General features: G+C 45.9%; 12 protein-coding genes and 1 tRNA gene. 9 read left to right on the top strand and 4 right to left on the bottom strand.

Annotated elements, in window-relative coordinates:
• Positions 1–7 precede the first annotated feature (7 nt).
• A complete protein-coding gene (locus tag UWK_RS00925) occupies positions 8–1,207 on the top strand; it encodes a (Fe-S)-binding protein (protein ID WP_015402468.1) in 1,200 nt (399 codons plus the stop codon).
• A gap of 99 nt (positions 1,208–1,306) precedes the next feature.
• Here UWK_RS00925 and UWK_RS00920 read toward each other — a convergent pair whose 3' ends face one another.
• Positions 1,307–2,272, bottom strand: a complete 966-nt coding sequence (locus UWK_RS00920; protein ID WP_015402467.1) for a SphA family protein — start codon at positions 2,270–2,272, stop codon at positions 1,307–1,309.
• Between the two features lie 265 nt (positions 2,273–2,537).
• Between UWK_RS00920 and UWK_RS00915 the strand changes: the two genes are divergently transcribed.
• From UWK_RS00915 to UWK_RS00895, 5 genes are all read left to right on the top strand, one after another.
• The gene (locus UWK_RS00915; protein WP_015402466.1) at positions 2,538–3,632 is read left to right on the top strand and encodes a deoxyguanosinetriphosphate triphosphohydrolase; all 1,095 of its coding nucleotides are present in this window, start codon (positions 2,538–2,540) and stop codon (positions 3,630–3,632) included.
• Positions 3,633–3,696: 64 nt separating this feature from the next.
• Positions 3,697–6,360 (top strand): valine--tRNA ligase, encoded by a 2,664-nt coding sequence (locus tag UWK_RS00910; protein ID WP_015402465.1) that lies wholly within the window; start codon positions 3,697–3,699, stop codon positions 6,358–6,360.
• Complete coding sequence (nadC, locus tag UWK_RS00905) at positions 6,353–7,195, top strand: carboxylating nicotinate-nucleotide diphosphorylase (RefSeq protein ID WP_015402464.1); 843 nt, start codon at positions 6,353–6,355, stop codon at positions 7,193–7,195. The genes UWK_RS00910 and nadC overlap by 8 nt, the downstream gene beginning before the upstream one ends.
• Positions 7,196–7,351: 156 nt before the next feature.
• Complete coding sequence (locus UWK_RS00900) at positions 7,352–8,146, top strand: hypothetical protein (RefSeq protein ID WP_015402463.1); 795 nt, start codon at positions 7,352–7,354, stop codon at positions 8,144–8,146.
• Positions 8,147–8,212: 66 nt separating this feature from the next.
• Positions 8,213–8,288: transfer RNA gene (locus UWK_RS00895), tRNA-Phe, on the top strand.
• A gap of 248 nt (positions 8,289–8,536) precedes the next feature.
• On the opposite strand, the gene UWK_RS00890 is transcribed toward UWK_RS00895, so the two are convergent.
• Entirely contained in the window at positions 8,537–10,366 is a 1,830-nt protein-coding gene (locus UWK_RS00890) for a CARDB domain-containing protein (protein WP_015402462.1), read from the bottom strand.
• A 230-nt stretch (positions 10,367–10,596) separates the two neighbouring features.
• Complete coding sequence (locus tag UWK_RS00885; protein ID WP_015402461.1) at positions 10,597–12,129, bottom strand: CHAD domain-containing protein; 1,533 nt, start codon at positions 12,127–12,129, stop codon at positions 10,597–10,599.
• Between the two features lie 425 nt (positions 12,130–12,554).
• Here UWK_RS00885 and UWK_RS00880 point away from each other — a divergent pair, with 425 nt between their 5' ends.
• Genes UWK_RS00880 through UWK_RS00870 form a run of 3 tightly spaced genes read left to right on the top strand, consistent with a single transcriptional unit; the run spans position 12,555 to position 14,809 of the window.
• Entirely contained in the window at positions 12,555–12,863 is a 309-nt protein-coding gene (locus UWK_RS00880; protein ID WP_015402460.1) for a hypothetical protein, read from the top strand.
• A 21-nt stretch (positions 12,864–12,884) separates the two neighbouring features.
• Entirely contained in the window at positions 12,885–13,205 is a 321-nt protein-coding gene (locus UWK_RS00875) for a hypothetical protein (protein ID WP_041916254.1), read from the top strand.
• Between the two features lie 59 nt (positions 13,206–13,264).
• Positions 13,265–14,809, top strand: coding sequence for a putative porin (locus UWK_RS00870; RefSeq protein WP_015402458.1), 1,545 nt, complete (start codon positions 13,265–13,267; stop codon positions 14,807–14,809).
• Positions 14,810–14,991: 182 nt separating this feature from the next.
• Here UWK_RS00870 and UWK_RS18015 read toward each other — a convergent pair whose 3' ends face one another.
• Complete coding sequence (locus UWK_RS18015; protein WP_015402457.1) at positions 14,992–17,112, bottom strand: sensor domain-containing diguanylate cyclase; 2,121 nt, start codon at positions 17,110–17,112, stop codon at positions 14,992–14,994.
• Positions 17,113–17,127 lie beyond the last annotated feature (15 nt).

The raw sequence follows: 17,127 nt of genomic DNA, 5'->3' as shown, positions 1-17,127 counted from the left end.
GAAAACCTTGTCAGAGTGTGCAAAATGCGGAGCCTGTTCTACGGTCTGTCCGGTTTTTCGAACAAGTGGCAGAGAGGGACATACTGCAAGGGGTAAGCTGCACCTTTTAGATACATTAGGTCTTGAAAAAAGCAGTACTCTTTTTGTGGATATTTTCTCTGCCTGTCTCCTCTGTGGTGCCTGCGCCGCTGTTTGCCCAAGAAATATTGATATACCTAAGGAGCTGGTCAGTGCAAGAGAGAGCTTCTCTGTGCTGGCTGGCCCCCATGCTTACGAAAAATATCTCGCCCGTAAACTTCTCGATTTTCCCGGAAGTTTGACGGGTTTTCGTGTTTTAGGAAAAGCCTGTGGAAAACTGCTTGGTAAGAGGCTACCCAGCGATTCCGGACTCAGGTTGCGCCTGGCAATGTTTCAGGATGATGCGCTCTCGGTGGTGAGGGAACCTCGGGAGCAGGCTGGAATTTCCGGTGGCGCCAGTCTCAGCTGGTTCCCAGGGTGCTCGGCACGATATCTTTTTCCGGATATTCTTGAGTCCTGCCGATCGATTCTGGCTGATAATACATTTTCTCTGGAGTACCCCAACGAGCTTGCCTGTTGTGGGCTTGCCGATCTTGCCGCGGGAGATCTTGAGGGTGCTAGAAGAAGTGGGCGAAAAAATATTGAAGTAATGGAAACGACAGAGGGACCGATTTTAGTCTCCTGTGCTTCCTGTTATGCTCAATTAAAAGCCTATCCGGAACTTTTTGCAAAGGATGGTGCCTGGCAGCTGCGAGCCGAGAATATGGCCGCACGGGTTGTGGAATTCAGTACATTTCTTGAGCAGCAAAATCCTGAAAATAAACAGGATGTTATTCAAAAGGAGCAGAGACTCCGGGTGTTTTACCACGATCCCTGTCATCTGCGTCATGGAGCAGAGGGTGTTGACAGGGCGCGACAGCAGTTACAAAAAACGGGGACAGTAAAAGTGCTTGAACTTCCCGATGGGCCAAGATGTTGCGGTCAGGGGGGGCTTTTTCATGTGGCACACCCTGAGATATCGGCAAGCATCCGTGATCAGCTGGTGGAGGATGTTCTTGCCTTGGATCCAGATGTAATTACAACGACTTGTTCGGGCTGCCTGATGCAATGGCAGCAGGGACTGACTGCAGCAGGGAGTGATGTGAAGGTGTTGCACCTTGCGCAGTTACTCGGGCAGGTGCGGAAATAACAAAAGGCCACACGAATAATCGTGTGGCCTTTTGCTGTAAAAAATGACTTAAAATCAGGAAATTGTTTTCAAGAAAACTTGAAAAGAATTTCTAAACTACTAAAAGGCATAGGTGAACTTTGCCCAGATGTTATATCCTTCAGTTTTGTTTTTCGCAGCCATCTCCCACTGATTTCTCAGAGAGAAAAACATGTTCTTATGATTGTACCAGATTCCTGGACCCGCAGCAAAAACCTCACTACGATTTCCTTCGTCTTCCTGCAGCAGAGCTTGAACGGGAGCGGGAAGAGAACTGTCTATATCGTATGAATCATCAGTTGTCTGGGTATAGTAGTAACCGTTCAGGCCAAGACGAAGGCCTGGGCTGACTTCATAGGATGCTGAGTAATCAAAATGAAATTCCTGGCCTGGATCGCGATCAACATTGAAACCGTAAACAGTGGCGTAGTTGTCCTGACTGGTGCTGAAGTCATACATGAATTTTCCTGAAAATTCCCAGCCATTTGTCATATAGGTGATGCCAAATACCGGTTCAATGGTCCAGAAATTTTTACCCACGGATGCCATGTTGCCCTCATCCTGTCCGGTTGGGATATAGATATCGGCAAGAGAGGTTACGAGATGGAGTTTCCCCTCCTGGAGATGCCAGGAAAGAATGAAAGGACTGAAAATGACATAGGGAACATTGGTGTCATCGTAGGAATTTGTAGATTCGGGGCCAACCGGAGCATTAAAACTGAGGTCGGTACTGAGAATGGGCAGGAAGGCATGCATACCATAATTTCCGCCAAGGATCTGTTTGTCGCTCATCCATAAAAAACGGAACACGTTGGCAACCACTGACACGTCATCGAATGCGGCAATATCATCGCCGTTGTCATCTTTCATGGTGTCTGCATTGTAGTAATACATGTAGTCAAGAAAGTAGAAGCCGGGCGGAGGAACTGCTCCTGCCAGAAAGGCTTCTGCGCCATTGGGATAGTTTTGACTGCCACCGGCCATGGCCTGGCCGCTGCATACCATAAGCAGGGCTGCAAAAAACAGGGGTAATACTTTTCTAATCATCTTCTTCCTCCGTTGTGTTAATGATAGTGCCTGTCACTATGATTTTACTGGCAACAATGTAATATTATTTTTAATAAATGCATCCTATAATAAGAAACTGAGAAACAAACGAGAAGTTATTTTTAAAAAAAGGAGACAGATATCGGTCTCAAAAAAAAATCCTGGAACCGAGGTGTGTTAAACCTTGCAGTGTACTTACAGTGCGTGTAGAAAACTAGAAACATGTTGTAATGACCACATATCTGGAAAAATCCTGGAATAAATCATGGCATACACACCGGTTGTAGGAAGGTCTATCCGGCGGCAGCTGGAAGACAGAGAAGAGGAAATTCTTTCCCCCTATGCGTGTCTCAATAAAAATACTGCAGGACGCATGCGGATCGAAAAAGATGATGAGTGTGATATCCGTATGCCCTTTGAGCGGGATAGGGATCGTATAACCCATTCGAAAACATTTCGTCGTTTGAAACATAAAACCCAGGTCTTTCTTGCACCCGCTGGCGATCATTATCGTACGCGCCTTACGCATGTTCTTGAAGTCTCACAGATTGCCAGAACCATGGCTGCGGCACTCTGCCTGAACGGACCGTTGACCGAGGCAATTGCACTTGGACATGACCTGGGACACACACCCTTCGGGCATGCAGGAGAGGCAACACTGAACGAATTGCATCCGGGAGGTTTTCGTCATTATATTCACAGTCTGCGGGTGGTGGATTTCCTGGAAAATGAGAAGCAGGGCTTGAATCTCACCTTCGAGGTGCGCAATGGGATCGTCAAACACTCCAAGGGACGTAATGATATCTTCCCCAGGAATGATGCTGAACTTCCAGCTACTCTGGAAGGGCAGGTTGTGCGGGTTGCTGATATCGTGGCTTACGTAAATCATGACATGGATGATGCACTGCGTGCTGGAATCCTCAAAGAGAATGATCTGCCTGCAGATATCAGGGCGGTGGTTGGCGAGAGACATTCAAAGAGAACCGGGGCCATGGTCAGGGATCTTATTATTGAGACTCTCCAGGCGGCAGACGGCAGGCTTCATATAAGTAAAAAAATGCTCCGTGCCATTACTGATCTGCGAATGTTTCTATATGAAAACGTATACCGCTATTATAGAGTGCATAACGAGTTTGAGAAGGCACAGCGAATTATACGTGATCTTTATGGTTATTTTATGGAGAATGGTCTGGGGCAGTTTGATGGGAGTTCCTGGGAAACATTCGGAGCAGACTCCTGGGAAAATGAGAACCAGGCGCATCGTCGTGTCTGTGATTTTATTGCCGGGATGACGGATCGTTATGCCATGCGTATTTATGAACAGATTTTCCTGCCGAAGCCATGGAATGCAAGATTGTAGCTCGAATGTTTAACCTGTGTACTGTTGAATAAAATTACAATAAATTAATAGCTGTTAACAAGATATGAATGATAAAAAGACTCTGGCAAAAAGTTATCAGTATGACAATGTAGAAGAAAAGTGGCTGGAACGTTGGGCAGAAGCCGGTTCGTTCAGAGCGAAGATGGAAGAGGGTAAGCCATCGTTTTCCGTTGTTATTCCACCTCCGAATGTGACTGGTGTTCTGCACGTTGGTCATGCCTTGAACAATACCATGCAGGACGTGCTGGTGCGCTATCATCGAATGTGTGGCGACAACACCCTCTGGGTTCCCGGCACTGACCATGCGGGCATTGCAACTCAGAATGTAGTCGAACGACAACTTGCCACAGAAGGCAAGGGACGCCATGATCTGGGGCGAGAGGCTTTTATAGAGCGGGTATGGGAGTGGCGCAGAGAAAAAGGTGGAACCATCATCAACCAGCTAAAACGCCTGGGTGCATCCTGTGACTGGGAGCGGGAACGCTTCACCATGGATGAAGGACTTTCCACCGCTGTGCGTGATGCCTTTGTGAAGCTTTATAATGATGGCTTGATCTATAAGGGCGACTATATTGTAAACTGGTGCCCACGTTGTCACACCGCACTTGCTGATGATGAAGTGGAGCATGAAGACAAGAAGGGAAAACTCTATCATATCCGTTATCCCTTTGCCGATGGCTCGGGTCATGTGGTGGTTGCAACAACACGGCCGGAAACCATGCTTGGTGATACTGCTGTGGCAGTTCATCCCGATGACGAACGCTATTCGCATCTTGCTGATGTGGGGATTAACCTGCCACTCACAGATCGAACAATTCCCATTGTCTTTGATCACCACGTACAGAAAGATTTCGGAACCGGTGCCCTGAAAGTAACTCCTGCTCATGATCGTGATGATTATGAAATTGGTCTCCGTCATTCTCTTCCTATCCTGAAGGTAATGGATGATTTTGGCAATATGAATGCCAAGGCCGGAAAATATGAGGGGCTTGATAGGTTTGATTGCAGGAAAAAGATCGTAGAAGATCTGAAAAATCAGGGATTTCTTAAAGAAATTGAAGATTACGACCATGCCGTAGGGCAGTGTTATCGCTGTTCCACGGTAGTGGAGCCCACCACCTCGCTGCAGTGGTTTGTTTCGGTGAAACCTCTTGCCGAGAAGGCTGTTTCTGCGGTGCGCGATGGACGCATCACTCTCTATCCAAAAACCTGGTATAACACCTACTATTCATGGATGGGAGATATTCGGGACTGGTGCATTTCCCGCCAGATCTGGTGGGGACACCGTATTCCTGCCTGGACCTGCAAGGACTGTGGCGAGTTAATGGTGGAGACCGTTGATCCCACGAAGTGTTCCAAGTGTGGTTCTTCTGCTATTGAGCAGGAAACCGATGTTCTAGATACCTGGTTTTCCTCGGCTCTCTGGCCTTTTTCCACAATGGGATGGCCTGAAAACACCAAGGAATTGCAGACGTTTTATCCCACCTCCGTACTGATAACATCTTTTGATATCCTCTTTTTCTGGGTGGCCAGGATGATGATGTTCGGCCTTCACTTTATGGAGGATGAGGTACCCTTTAAAGATGTGTATCTTCATGCTCTGGTTCGTGACAAGCATGGAAAGAAGATGTCCAAGTCAACAGGGAACGTTATTGATCCGCTGGTTATCATGGAACAGTATGGAACCGACGCCATGCGCTTTACCCTCACTGCTTTTGCGGCCCAGGGGCGTGAGATAAAACTCGATGAAGAACGCATTGAGGGATATCGTTTTTTTATCAATAAACTCTGGAATGCCGCCCGTTTTACCCTGATGCATGTTGAGGAATGTGACGCCTCAATCACCGAGGTGGTAAACACTCCAGCTGACCTGCCTCTTATCCATCAATGGATATTAAGCAGAACGGCGAAGACCACTGCAGCTGTGCGCAGGGCGCTTGATGAATATCGTTTTAATGACGCTGCTTCGGTGATTTATCAGTTTGTGTGGCATGAATTCTGTGACTGGTATCTGGAGTGGAGCAAGGCAGATCTTTTCAGCAAGGATGAAACCCTGCGTGATCAGGCACGAGGCGTTCTACTGTACGTTCTGGAGACCATTCTTAAGTTGATTCATCCCATTACCCCCTTTGTCACCGAGGAAATCTGGAGTGTACTGCCGGGGGATCGCTCAATGCTTGTGACCAGCGACTTTCCTGTTGTTCATGATTGGCAGAATGATAGTGTTGAGAACCAGGTGGAGCTCCTTATGGGAGTAATCACCGGAATTCGGAATATTCGTTCTGAAGCCGATGTCCATCCTTCAGCCAAGATCGACGCCTTTGTGCTCTGCGCTGATTCTCAGAAAAGAACACTGATTGAAACATTCTCCCCTGCCATCTCCTCAATGACACGGCTTGAATCATTAACTGTTGCAGCAGAAGGGGATAAACCAAGCGATGCCGCCACCTATATTTATCAGGACATCGAAATGTACGTGCCGCTCAAAGGCCTGGTTGATGTGGAAAAAGAACGAGAGAAGCTTGAGCGTGAACGTAACAAGATAGAAAAATCCCTGAAACAAATCAATGGCAAGCTTGGAAACAAGAAATTTCTGGCCAATGCTCCAGCTGAGATTGTTGCGAAGGAAGAGGGAAAACGTGCGGAGCTCGAGGCAACGCTTGCTAAGATAGCTGAAGCTGAAAAGAGGCTCGCGGAAATTGGATAAAGATCTGCTCACCAGCCTGCTGAGATCATTTCTCCGTGAGGATATCGGAAATGGTGATCTGAGCAGTGAGCCATTATTCGGGAAAGACGAACAGGGCTGTGCCCGTCTTGTTGCCAGGGAATCTTTTGTCGCTGCCGGAGTAGACAGCGTGGCAGCGCAGGTGTTCTCGCTGCAGAATCCTGAAATTCAATGTACTGGGGCAGTAAATGATGGACGCGTGGTTTCCCCTGGGGATATTCTTCTTATGGTGTCTGGCCCTGTGGTCGATCTGCTTAAGGCAGAGCGCGTCGCTTTAAACCTGCTGCAGCGCCTTTCCGGCATCGCGACCCTCACAGCCCGTTTTGTTGAAAAAACAAAGCTCTTTCCCGTACGAATAACCGATACCCGCAAAACCACTCCGGGCCTGCGTATGCTTGAGAAATATGCCGTCCGTGTTGGGGGCGGCTATAATCATCGTTTCAATCTCAGTGATGGTGTGCTCATTAAAGACAACCATATTGCGGCCCGTGGTTCCCTGACACAGGCAGTTCAGATACTACGGGAAAAGGTTCCGCACACCATAAAGATTGAGGTGGAAACCGATACTCTGGATCAGGTGCGTGAATGTCTGGAGTGCCATGCAGATATCATCATGCTCGACAATATGGATCTTGAAACCATGAAACAGGCTGTGGCCATGATTGATGGAAGGGCTCTGGTTGAGGCCTCCGGCGGCGTGAATCTGGATACGGTGGCGGGTATTGCTGCCACCGGGGTTGATATTATTTCGGTGGGTGCGCTTACCCATTCTGCCCCCTCCTGTGACATCGGCATGGATTGGCAGATACTGCCCTGATCCCTTTTCTCTGAAGCAACAGCCCTGTATAATAGAAAATTTCTTGATTCTTTGGGGAAAGATGTGCCATAATGACAAGATCTAGTACGCGAAGATAATTATTTTTTGTCTCGATACAGAAAAAGTGTAAATAAAATCCAGCGAAGGTGTCCAAATATGCGTTGTCCTAAGTGTGGTTATATCTCATTTGATCATATGGAGAGTTGTCTGAAATGTAAGAAAGATATTTCAGGGAGCACTAGCGTTGCAGGCACAACGTATCATGCTGCAGCACCCTCCTTCCTAAGAGTTCCAGACAAAAATTCACCGCCGGAGCCTGATCCTGTCGACGAGGACAGCGGAACCATTAGTATGGGTGAAGACTATGCAGAGGATGATTATGACTTCTCTGATCCTGATCTGGATATTCTTGTTGATGAAGATGAGAGTGAAGAGGGAACCGCTTTTGCCACTCAGGATTCGGATAATGATTTTCTACTTGAGCCTGAAAGTGATGGAGAAAGTGAAGACGGCTTTGATTTTGATCTCGATGACGGTGACGATTTTGATTTTTCAGAAGATGAACCTGCTGCTCCCGCCACACTTGCTGTCCCCGATGAATTAGCTGATATCTCTGATCTTGCCCCGCCTGGTGAGACTGATGGCCCTGTTGCTTCCGTTTCATCCGGGATGGATCTTTCACTGGACGATGAAATGAGTCTGGATGAAGATCTGGATCTGGACGGCCTCGATTTGGATCTGGGCTTGAATTCCGGATCCAGTACTGTCGATGATGACCTGTCGTTGTCTCTTGATGATATAGATTTGTCACCCGGAGATATCGTTGAAGAAAATAGTGATCTGGATGAATTGAGCCTGGATTTGGAACTTGACGGACTGGATGCAGCTCCTGCTCCTCAGAAAGAAAAATCATCTGGAAGTCTGGATGGTATCTCTCTTTCTCTTGATTAGTCTTTTTCAGAAGAAAATCAGTTGACACAAAGTGTAATGTTCAGTAAATAGCACTGCACATAAGGTGCCGGGATAGCTCAGTCGGTAGAGCAACGGACTGAAAATCCGTGTGTCCCTGGTTCGATTCCTGGTCCCGGCACCACTTGAATATCAATGGGTTAAGTCAATAATTTGGCTTAACCCATTTTTCGTTTTAGCTCAAAATTCGTTTTAGTTCAAAATTTTTCAAAAATAGTCATAACCATTTTTGATTATGGTTACTTGTCGCGTTCGAATAGGCCGTCAGATACAGTGGTTTTAAGATTAGAACCGCTTCTTTTTCCCGTACTTTCAAATCACCCTGTGAGACCAGAGTTCACAGGGTGTATCATTCATCGGACAATTCTGTGACTATTGTCCCGGTAAATGGCCTGTAATCTGGACTGAAAAAGACATTTGGTTGTTACTTGTATCTGAATCCGTGAATCCTGCTACATCAGATAATTTTGCCTGACATTGGTAGTTACCGTTTGTTGCCCAACTATTTGTGAAATGGAACTCACGGTAGTTGATCGTGCTGTCTGAGGCACTGATCGGTTTGATTACAACAGTTTGGTCAGATTCTACATCACAGGATACCGTAAGTTGTGTTTCCGGAGATACTGAATTGTTGCGGAAGTTATAGACTTTTATGGAATAATTGACAGGCTCATGTGTGTATCCGATATGTTTGAGACCATATGCCTCCTGTGATCCCTTTTCGAATAGACCGAGATCGTAACTGAGATACTGTGGTTTTCGACACTCGACATCAAAAGCTATGATATTGTTGTCTTCGTTTGCCTCATCTATTAAATTGGCGGGATCTACCTGTAGGAACAGTTGTCTTGAACCGTTGCAACTTGAGGAGATCGTGCCCTTAAGCTCTAAAAAAATGCTAGTTGGTAATACACCCATAGTAGTGCCTAATGCAGGAATATTCTGGCTGTCTACAGGTATCACTCCCGAGCCAAGTAGTCCTAATGACACCTCGGACTTGGGCGCGATAGCAGTACCAATGTTGCTTACTTGGCCTCGAAAAGTGTAGAGGAATTCGTGATAGAGTATTGTATCTGGAGCTTGAAGAGTGACAGTGAGATCTGGTTTACTGCTGCTAATAAGCGGTGCGTTTATACTTGTTGAAAGCCCTGGGTGCGCTGTTGCTTGGAACATTGGAGTGTTTGATTGACATGTGAAATATATGATAACCTCGTTATTTGTCGCATCAGATTCTCCACCGGGATCAACTGGAATAGAGAGGCGAATGCGATAGTTGCCTTTTCTCCACTTTTCTTCCGAGGGCTGAGGCCAGGCAAAGGAGAAGGTCTTGCCGGGATGTAGTGGAGGGATCTGTATTGACATCTGTAAGATGTTGGTGTCAGAAGCAGTCACGCCCCCAGGAGCCTGCTCCGCGACTATTTGTATGTTTGTTTGGGAGGAAGTTGCCGTCCCTTGGTTTTTCACCGTCAAGTTGAGTAGTGGGGAGTAGCCAATTTTATCACCAAATTTTGGTTGTGCGGACCACTTTCTCTGAGACAGGTAAAGGTCAGACAGTGTAGTGCGCAGACCACTCAGTTGTTGAGGCGATTGTGTCGATTGGAGATCTTGCCCGGATTTCTTTTGGACAAGAGCTTGTTGCTTTATTTTTAAAATGTTTTGTCTTGCAAGAGAATAGTTGGTGAAAAATAAGCCCTTCTGTTTTTCGCACTGATTCTGAGTCAGTCGCAGAATATCTCCACCGGCGCTACAGTAACCTTTCTGGTGCTCACAAAACTGAACTGCCTGCTGTTTTCCCGGAAAAAATTTCCCCTGAGTGGCTTTGCATTTTTGTTGGCTTGTCTTGACAATGGTGAAATTGCTACAGCAGTAGCCATTGCATTGTTCTGTAGCGGCTTTTTCTGTACGGTAGAATGTTCCATGTTCTTTTTTGCATACATCTGTTGTTGACCGTGTGATTTTACCATTTTTACAACAATACCCCATGGGAGTGAGCTTTTCGGGTAATGTACTTATTGGTTGAAGCTTGTTAGGCGGACCTTTCCTGAAATCTTTTGACTGACTATGGCTTGACTCTACGGTCGTGTTCGTTGGTCTTGAAAGTACCTGTGGAGTAACTGCTCTTTCATTCGCAATGGTTATGCTACAGTATAGAACTGAGAGACATGACAGAATGAGTGCCTGAAATAAGGGTCGTAGAATCATTTGTTACCTCCATTTGGGCGTGACAAGTAGTTTTGTTTGCGTTAGTTGTCTGATCCAGGTATTTTTTTTCTTGAATCTCATCGGCGAGTCAAAAAGAAAAGGGGGCACCCATTAAAAAGCCCCTTGTTTTTAATGTTTTTTTGAGGAATGTTCTAAGAGGTTTTGCATGGAGAGGTGAGTGACCTGTGGTTGTTGCTATCCACTCTTCAGGTAGCTGTAGTAGTGGAAGGTCAATCAAAAATCTTTTGATAAAGCGCCATATTTTTGGGGCAACAGAAGTGGGTAAACGTCTTCTCGAAATGATCCCTTGTCCACTGATGCTGTGCAGCAAGGCTAGTCATGAGTCCACCTATGGATGCCGCCAATTCCACGGACTTCCTGGTACCGGGTTTGATTGTTGACAGATACTTAGCAAGTATCTGCTGCTGTACAGAGAGATCATTAAAATCACCAAGATTATTCTGCAACATCTTGAGCTGTCGAATAAACTGTTTCATCTGTTTTGGCCCATAGAGAGGGGCGAGAAATTCGAGGCAGTAACGGAGTTTCTTGCACTGGATACGCAGTTTATGCAGTGCAATATCCGGTGTACCTCGATGGATATTGCGACCATCCTGTAAGACTCTGCGAAACCGCTTATGGATTATTTTTCCAGCAAGGACAGCAATGGGTATATCACCCTTTTCCGCTGCAGGCAGGAGACTCTCTTTGTCAAGCAGTTGAGACCAGTCTGTCAGGATCTGTTGATACCGTTTGCTACGTATAGAACTGACAAGCTTTCGTTGTTCTTCTTTTCTGCTCTCTGTAAGGTTATCAAAAAAATAGGTCAATCCCTGTTGCAAACGCTCAGGTACACTATCCTTGTACTGCTTCTCATTGAGCAGATAGACATCCAGGTCTCGAACCGATCCGGTAATTTGGCCAATATAGTGAAAATCCTCTTTGAAACGATCCGTTATATCAGTTGCAAGTACCCCCTTGAACAGGGTCAAGGCAGAACGAGTTCTTCGTACCGCCACCCGCAGATCATGAAGGAATTCCGAATCAAGGTCAGTAATAACCCCTTCTTCATTCCGACGCATACATTCCAGTAAGAATGCATGAATCTTTCGAATCGCGTCAATACTCCTTAGCTCAGGTGCTAGGGGGACAGCATAGCCGGAATTATAATCCAGGGCCTTACGGCCACTTCCTTCAAGAACAAAAGGGAATAGGTCAGCAATGCTGCTTACTTGCACTGCACCTGAGCTTTCAAGAATTTTGACAGCTCTTTTGAACCTTTTGCCACAGCCGCGCATCTCCTTAATATGCGCGACACTCCTCTTGCTTCGAGTCAGCCTGTTCGTTGATTGCTGAATATCCAGAAAGACAACAATATTTTCATCTGTATTACACAGGTTTAACGAATAAGACTCAAGCTCTTCAACACAAATTTGGAGAACTCCCCGGACATCCAATGTTTTTTCAAGGGATTGTCGAAGTGGAGAATCGGGAAACTGCCAGGAAAAACGAAATGACTTCCGTGGACTTTCCAAAACAGCAAGTTGCCGTCCCTGAAAATCGTCAAGGACCCAGTTGCTCCCGTCACTGGTCAGCCTCTGTTTTTTGCGAAAAAGGCGCCAGTCAAAGGTGTCATACCAGATCCGGCTACTTTTTTTCACAGAACCGGTTCGCACAATAAACGTATCGGAAAAGGAATGCTTTAGGTCTGAAGGTACATAGTCTTCAGGTAGAATCCAGATACCATGCTGTGATGGCTTCATAGTCTATTTTCTCGTAATTCCAAATGCACTTGCGTCATAATACAAAAACAGGCAGTTGCTATTTCGCCATATACATTGACTCTTTTGCATGGGATAGTCGTATCATTTTATATACGAATAGGCAAGGTGATCGCATCATTGTCGCTTTGCGCATCTTTGATTTTACATACTATATGGATTGTTTTACAGGATTTTTGGGAATCCAACTTTTTGATCTTGCCGATTGAATGGGAGTATTATAGGGTGTTTTAAGCGATTGGAGTGTGTTTTTCTTCTTGGTACTTTTATAATGGAAAGTAAATTCTTGTCACTTACCAGGTTGTTTCACCCCTGTCCCGGTATTTGGATTGGAGAAAGTAATAAGCCCTCAAAACAGAAACTTTTTACCGGCAGCTCAAGTTTCAATAAGGGAAAGGAGGACATGGATGAGGTTTCAAATTCTTTTTGGCTGTATCGTGTTGTCACTGGTGATGCTCACCCCTGCATTTGCCGATGATGCCGCAACAGTCTTTGTCCAGAAATGTGGCGTATGTCATAAAAAAGGTGGTGAAGCTGCTCCGGTTAATCCTGCTGACAAAGCTGGAGTCGTCTGGAGTAAGTATTTTAAGCGGGGACGACATCCCGTTGACCTTTCAGTTCGGATCAGCAATGATGAAATGATGACTATTCTTGGATTCCTCCAGGAGCATGCCGCGGATAGTGATCACCCGGTGGCTGCAGCAATTCCAAAATAATCAAAGCCGGAGGCACGTTGATTGAACGAAAAGTTTATATATACTGCAGTGACAGCGTGTTTCTTTTTGCTCCTGTCTTCCATGGTAGTTGCCAGTGACCTTGATATATTTCTCGAAAGATGCGGTTCGTGTCACAAGAAGGGAGGAGGGGCAGAACCTGTCAACCCGGCAGCTAAAGCTGGTGTTGTCTGGGCTAAGTATTTTAAACGAGATAGGCACCCCGGAGATCTTAATGGAACAATCAATGCTGATGAAATGAATCAGATCGTTGTGTTTTTACAGAATCATGCAGCAGGTAGTGATCATCCTGTTGCTGCGATTATTCCCAAACAAGGCAAATAATGATGAACAAAATTGCGGGTAATCCGATTTTCGCTAAAGTGAACAGCAGGAGGACAGAGATGAAGAAGACTCTGGTAAGTGTTGGCATGATGCTGACTATGGCTGGCAGTGCATATGCTGAGGGTGAAACTGTAACCATCCCGGCAGAAGACTATAAGGCGATAATGAACAGACTGGATGCCCTGCAGCGGCGCGTTGAAATTCTTGAATCAACTCCTCAGCGGGCCGTGAACGTTCCAGAAGCCCATTATGAAAAAGTAACAGAAGACATCAATATTATTTACAACACTATTGATGATCTTGAGACCAAAAGTGTCCAGAATAAAATGAATTTTGGTGCAGAACTTCGGGTAAGAGCTGATAATTATAGGGCAAAAAATTATAACACCATTGACATGACGGGTTTTCAGCAGAACGTGATGGCGGGTATGAGCCCGACGCAGGCCATGGGTGCAGCAATGACTTATCATGACAAGGAGAGTGACTCCAACAACTGGACAAACCGCTTTCGCATCAACATGGAGGCAGAAATTTCAGACTCCCTTCAATTTCATGGTCGCCTGGCGATGTATAAAAACTGGGGAGACAGCGATGATGCCAGCGCTTCATATATGCTGAATGATTTTAATCGTGGTCATCGCCCTGGAAGCAGTAACCTCTGGGTAGACAGAGCGTATGTTGACTGGATTCCTTCAGGATTCCCAATTCCTCTTGCAATTACCGTTGGCCGCCATCCGTCCACTGAAGGACCTCCTTTTGAGTACAGAGAAAACAGGCTGCGTCAATCAACATATCCTGCCCTGCTTTTTGATGGTGAAAATGATGGAATTGTAGTGACCTTTGGTCTTGATCGTTATACCGGTCTCAAGGAGGCCGGGTGGCGTTTTGCCTACGGAAAGGCCTACCACTCAGACGATGACAATAATACTGGCTCAGCTTTTCCTTTCTTTGATGACGGTGAGGCCGGCGATTCAACCATGGCAGCCACCTTTTTTGAAACAAAGATTCCAGGCTTAAAAAACAGTCTTGCGGTGTTAAGTTATGCCAAAGTGTGGGATCTTCCGTTTTACCTTACTGGCCCCAACCTCTATGAAACCGGCATGGCCAATGTGGATCTTGGGGATATGGATCTCTGGGGGATACACTTGCAGGCCTCTGATATCGCAGCCACTGGACTGGACCTTTTCTTTTCCTATGGTGGTAATCGGAGTAAGGCAAATGGAAATGCGCCTTTGGGGGCATTCGGACTCTTATCATCTGACGGACAGTCGAATCACTCGGGGTATTCCTTTTATACCGGTTTACGTTATACCATGCCGATTGAAGCTCTCAATATGCCTAAAATTGGTTTTGAGTACAACAAAGGGTCTGAATACTGGTTTAGCATGACCATGGGGACGCCCGACCTTTTCAACAAACTGGCAACCAGGGGCAGTGTCTATGATCTCTATTACATCCAGCCGATAAACAGGTACCTGTTCTTCAGAGCAGGATATATCCATATTGATTACGATTACAGCGGGAGTGGACAGCATATTGGTGCCCCCATTGAGTCTGATGCAACCCTTGATAACTACTATTTTCTGATGGATGTCCGCTTCTAGTCCGTCCTTTTGAGTATCTAGTCGGACAAATGGCTGGAGAATCAGGATGGAATAAAAGAAAATCCCCCTGTGCAGATCATATCTGATATGGGCAGGGGGATTCTGATGACGAACAAAAATGGCTGCGCTTGGTATGCAGTCAAATTATTAATACGGGGGTGTTGTTGAGCCTGTAACGGCTGTTAGTAGGAATCACCGGGCCACATTTCCAGGTTGAATTCAACCACCCTGTTTCTTCCCTGTTCCTTAGCCTTGTAAAGTGCAACATCAGCGTGTTTGATCACTTCCCAGATTCCTTTGGCGGAGTCAATGGGGAATTCCGAGACCCCAATACTCAAAGTTTTTTGTATGGACTGACCACCGATCTGGAACTTGTGCTCCTCGACTACTTTTCGTACTTTTTCTCCTAGCTGAGCTGCCTGGGAATCCTGGCAATCAACCAGCAGAATAAGAAATTCCTCCCCTCCAAAACGAATAACCATATCAGATTTTCTGACAGAATCGGACAACAGTTGAGCCAACTGGATAAGTACTGCATCGCCGGCGTCATGTCCGTAATTGTCGTTTACCTGTTTAAAATAGTCCATATCACACATCAGAACTCCAAGCTTTGTCTGACGTCGCTGTACACCGGCTACGATCTGTTCAAGGGACGATTCAAGATAGCGCCTGTTATATAATCCGGTGAGCTGATCCTCTGTTGCCATCTCTTCAAGCTTTTCTGCAAGATGTTTGCTCTGCAGCACCGGCAGGGCTTCAAGAATATAGTGTCGAGCCTCTTCAATAGCCCTCGTGATTTTCAGGTGCTCACTCCGGGAAAGATCTATTGAATACAAAAACTGCACCACACCAATGACCTGTCCACCTACCATCATGGGAATACAAACATGATGCATTACATCATGAAGAGGAAACTGCTTGCAGATTAAAAGATCATCCTGAGAGGTAATAAGGGTTCCGGTTCGCTGTGCCCGACACCTGTCAGCTACACTGAAGTCCGGTAAGTCCTCCTCGATCTCAGGAGGTTGACAGTAGATAGGGAGCATCCCCTTTGATTTTGAATTTTTTTCGTAAATGATAAACGTATCAAGCCCCAGCTTATGCATAAAAATTCGAGCCAGGCGGGTATAAATTTCGCTTGTCATCTCATCAGCTTCAATGGTCTGCCTGAATATGGATAGTTCACGTAAACGCAGAATCAGTCGTTTGACTGCCTCGGCTACTTCCCCGATCTCATCATGGCGTTTGTCTGACATATTGGAAAGAGAGAGGAAGTTTTCATCTTCGGATACCTGTTTTGTCCGCATTCCGGCAAGAAGTGCTGTCATGCGGCGCAGCAGTTCAATAAAATCGACCAGTGGCCTGATCATTCTGGTATGGAGGAAAAAGGCGATGATCGCGAACATGAGCGCGGCAAGCACAAGACTTACTGACATTATAACCAGATTTCTTTGAGCCAGGCTGAGACCGTCAGCCATGAGACGAGCAGACTCTCCCTCCTGATCCAGTGATGTTGTGGTTATGGCAGAATTGATCTGTTCCAGAACCTTCACTGTCTGATTCTGAGTTTCAGTAATGGTGATACGGATTGAAGTTACAGTCTGTACACCATCTTCAAGGGTGAAATATTCATCACGAAGGCTTTCCATTCCGGCACGGGAAGATTCTGGAAGCACAGCCATCAATGCCACAAGCTGTTTGTCCACCTCATCATATAACTCGGAGAATTGCTGCTGAATTCGAATCAGGGTATCACTTTGGTTGCTTATGATGGACGTTACATAGAGATGGTGATGCTCAAGGCAGGCGTCGCTCACAACAGCACGTAACTTGAAGTACTGCTCTGGGGGCAATGTTTTGATAATTTGACCAGATTTGGTCAGGATATTTTTTTCGGCCTGAAAAATTTTGATATTATTTTCACTCAGGCTGTCAAGTCGTACCTCAAGGATATCAACCTTTTTAAGGAACTGAAGAAGTATATTCTTGTTTTCTTCTGTGATTTCTTCAAGAAGAGCTTCTGCTTCACTTTTGGTTTCGCTGAGGTGCTCCTTTTTTCCGGATTGCATGTAGAGACGCAACTGGGTTTGAATACGGCCAATAGCTTTTGTCTTGTCAAAATTGGCTTTGAGATTTTGCTGCAGTCTCAGGGAGGAATTCTGGATCTCCATACGGTGGTGATTGAATTGCTGAACGCGCCATAACCCAAAGAGAAAGCAAAATGCAACAAAGGTGAGAGCGAGCAGGAAGAGCGTTCGTAACTGTTTTCGTAGAGTCCAGTGTTGTTGTGGCGCTATATCCATAACTGTTAGAGTATA

Source organism: Desulfocapsa sulfexigens DSM 10523 (genome assembly GCF_000341395.1).
Lineage (GTDB): Bacteria > Desulfobacterota > Desulfobulbia > Desulfobulbales > Desulfocapsaceae > Desulfocapsa > Desulfocapsa sulfexigens.
This window is presented reverse-complemented; position numbering and strand designations above follow the sequence as displayed.

What these genes read in the sequence shown, in the direction of transcription:
- UWK_RS00920 (WP_015402467.1), bottom strand. Translation starts at nt 2,272, where the DNA reads ATGATTAGAAAAGTATTACCCCTGTTTTTTGCAGCCCTGCTTATGGTA.
- UWK_RS00915 (WP_015402466.1), top strand. Translation starts at nt 2,538, where the DNA reads ATGGCATACACACCGGTTGTAGGAAGGTCTATCCGGCGGCAGCTGGAA.
- UWK_RS00910 (WP_015402465.1), top strand. Translation starts at nt 3,697, where the DNA reads ATGAATGATAAAAAGACTCTGGCAAAAAGTTATCAGTATGACAATGTA.
- UWK_RS00900 (WP_015402463.1), top strand. Translation starts at nt 7,352, where the DNA reads ATGCGTTGTCCTAAGTGTGGTTATATCTCATTTGATCATATGGAGAGT.
- UWK_RS00890 (WP_015402462.1), bottom strand. Translation starts at nt 10,366, where the DNA reads ATGATTCTACGACCCTTATTTCAGGCACTCATTCTGTCATGTCTCTCA.
- UWK_RS00885 (WP_015402461.1), bottom strand. Translation starts at nt 12,129, where the DNA reads ATGAAGCCATCACAGCATGGTATCTGGATTCTACCTGAAGACTATGTA.
- UWK_RS00880 (WP_015402460.1), top strand. Translation starts at nt 12,555, where the DNA reads ATGAGGTTTCAAATTCTTTTTGGCTGTATCGTGTTGTCACTGGTGATG.
- UWK_RS00870 (WP_015402458.1), top strand. Translation starts at nt 13,265, where the DNA reads ATGAAGAAGACTCTGGTAAGTGTTGGCATGATGCTGACTATGGCTGGC.
- UWK_RS18015 (WP_015402457.1), bottom strand. Translation starts at nt 17,112, where the DNA reads ATGGATATAGCGCCACAACAACACTGGACTCTACGAAAACAGTTACGA.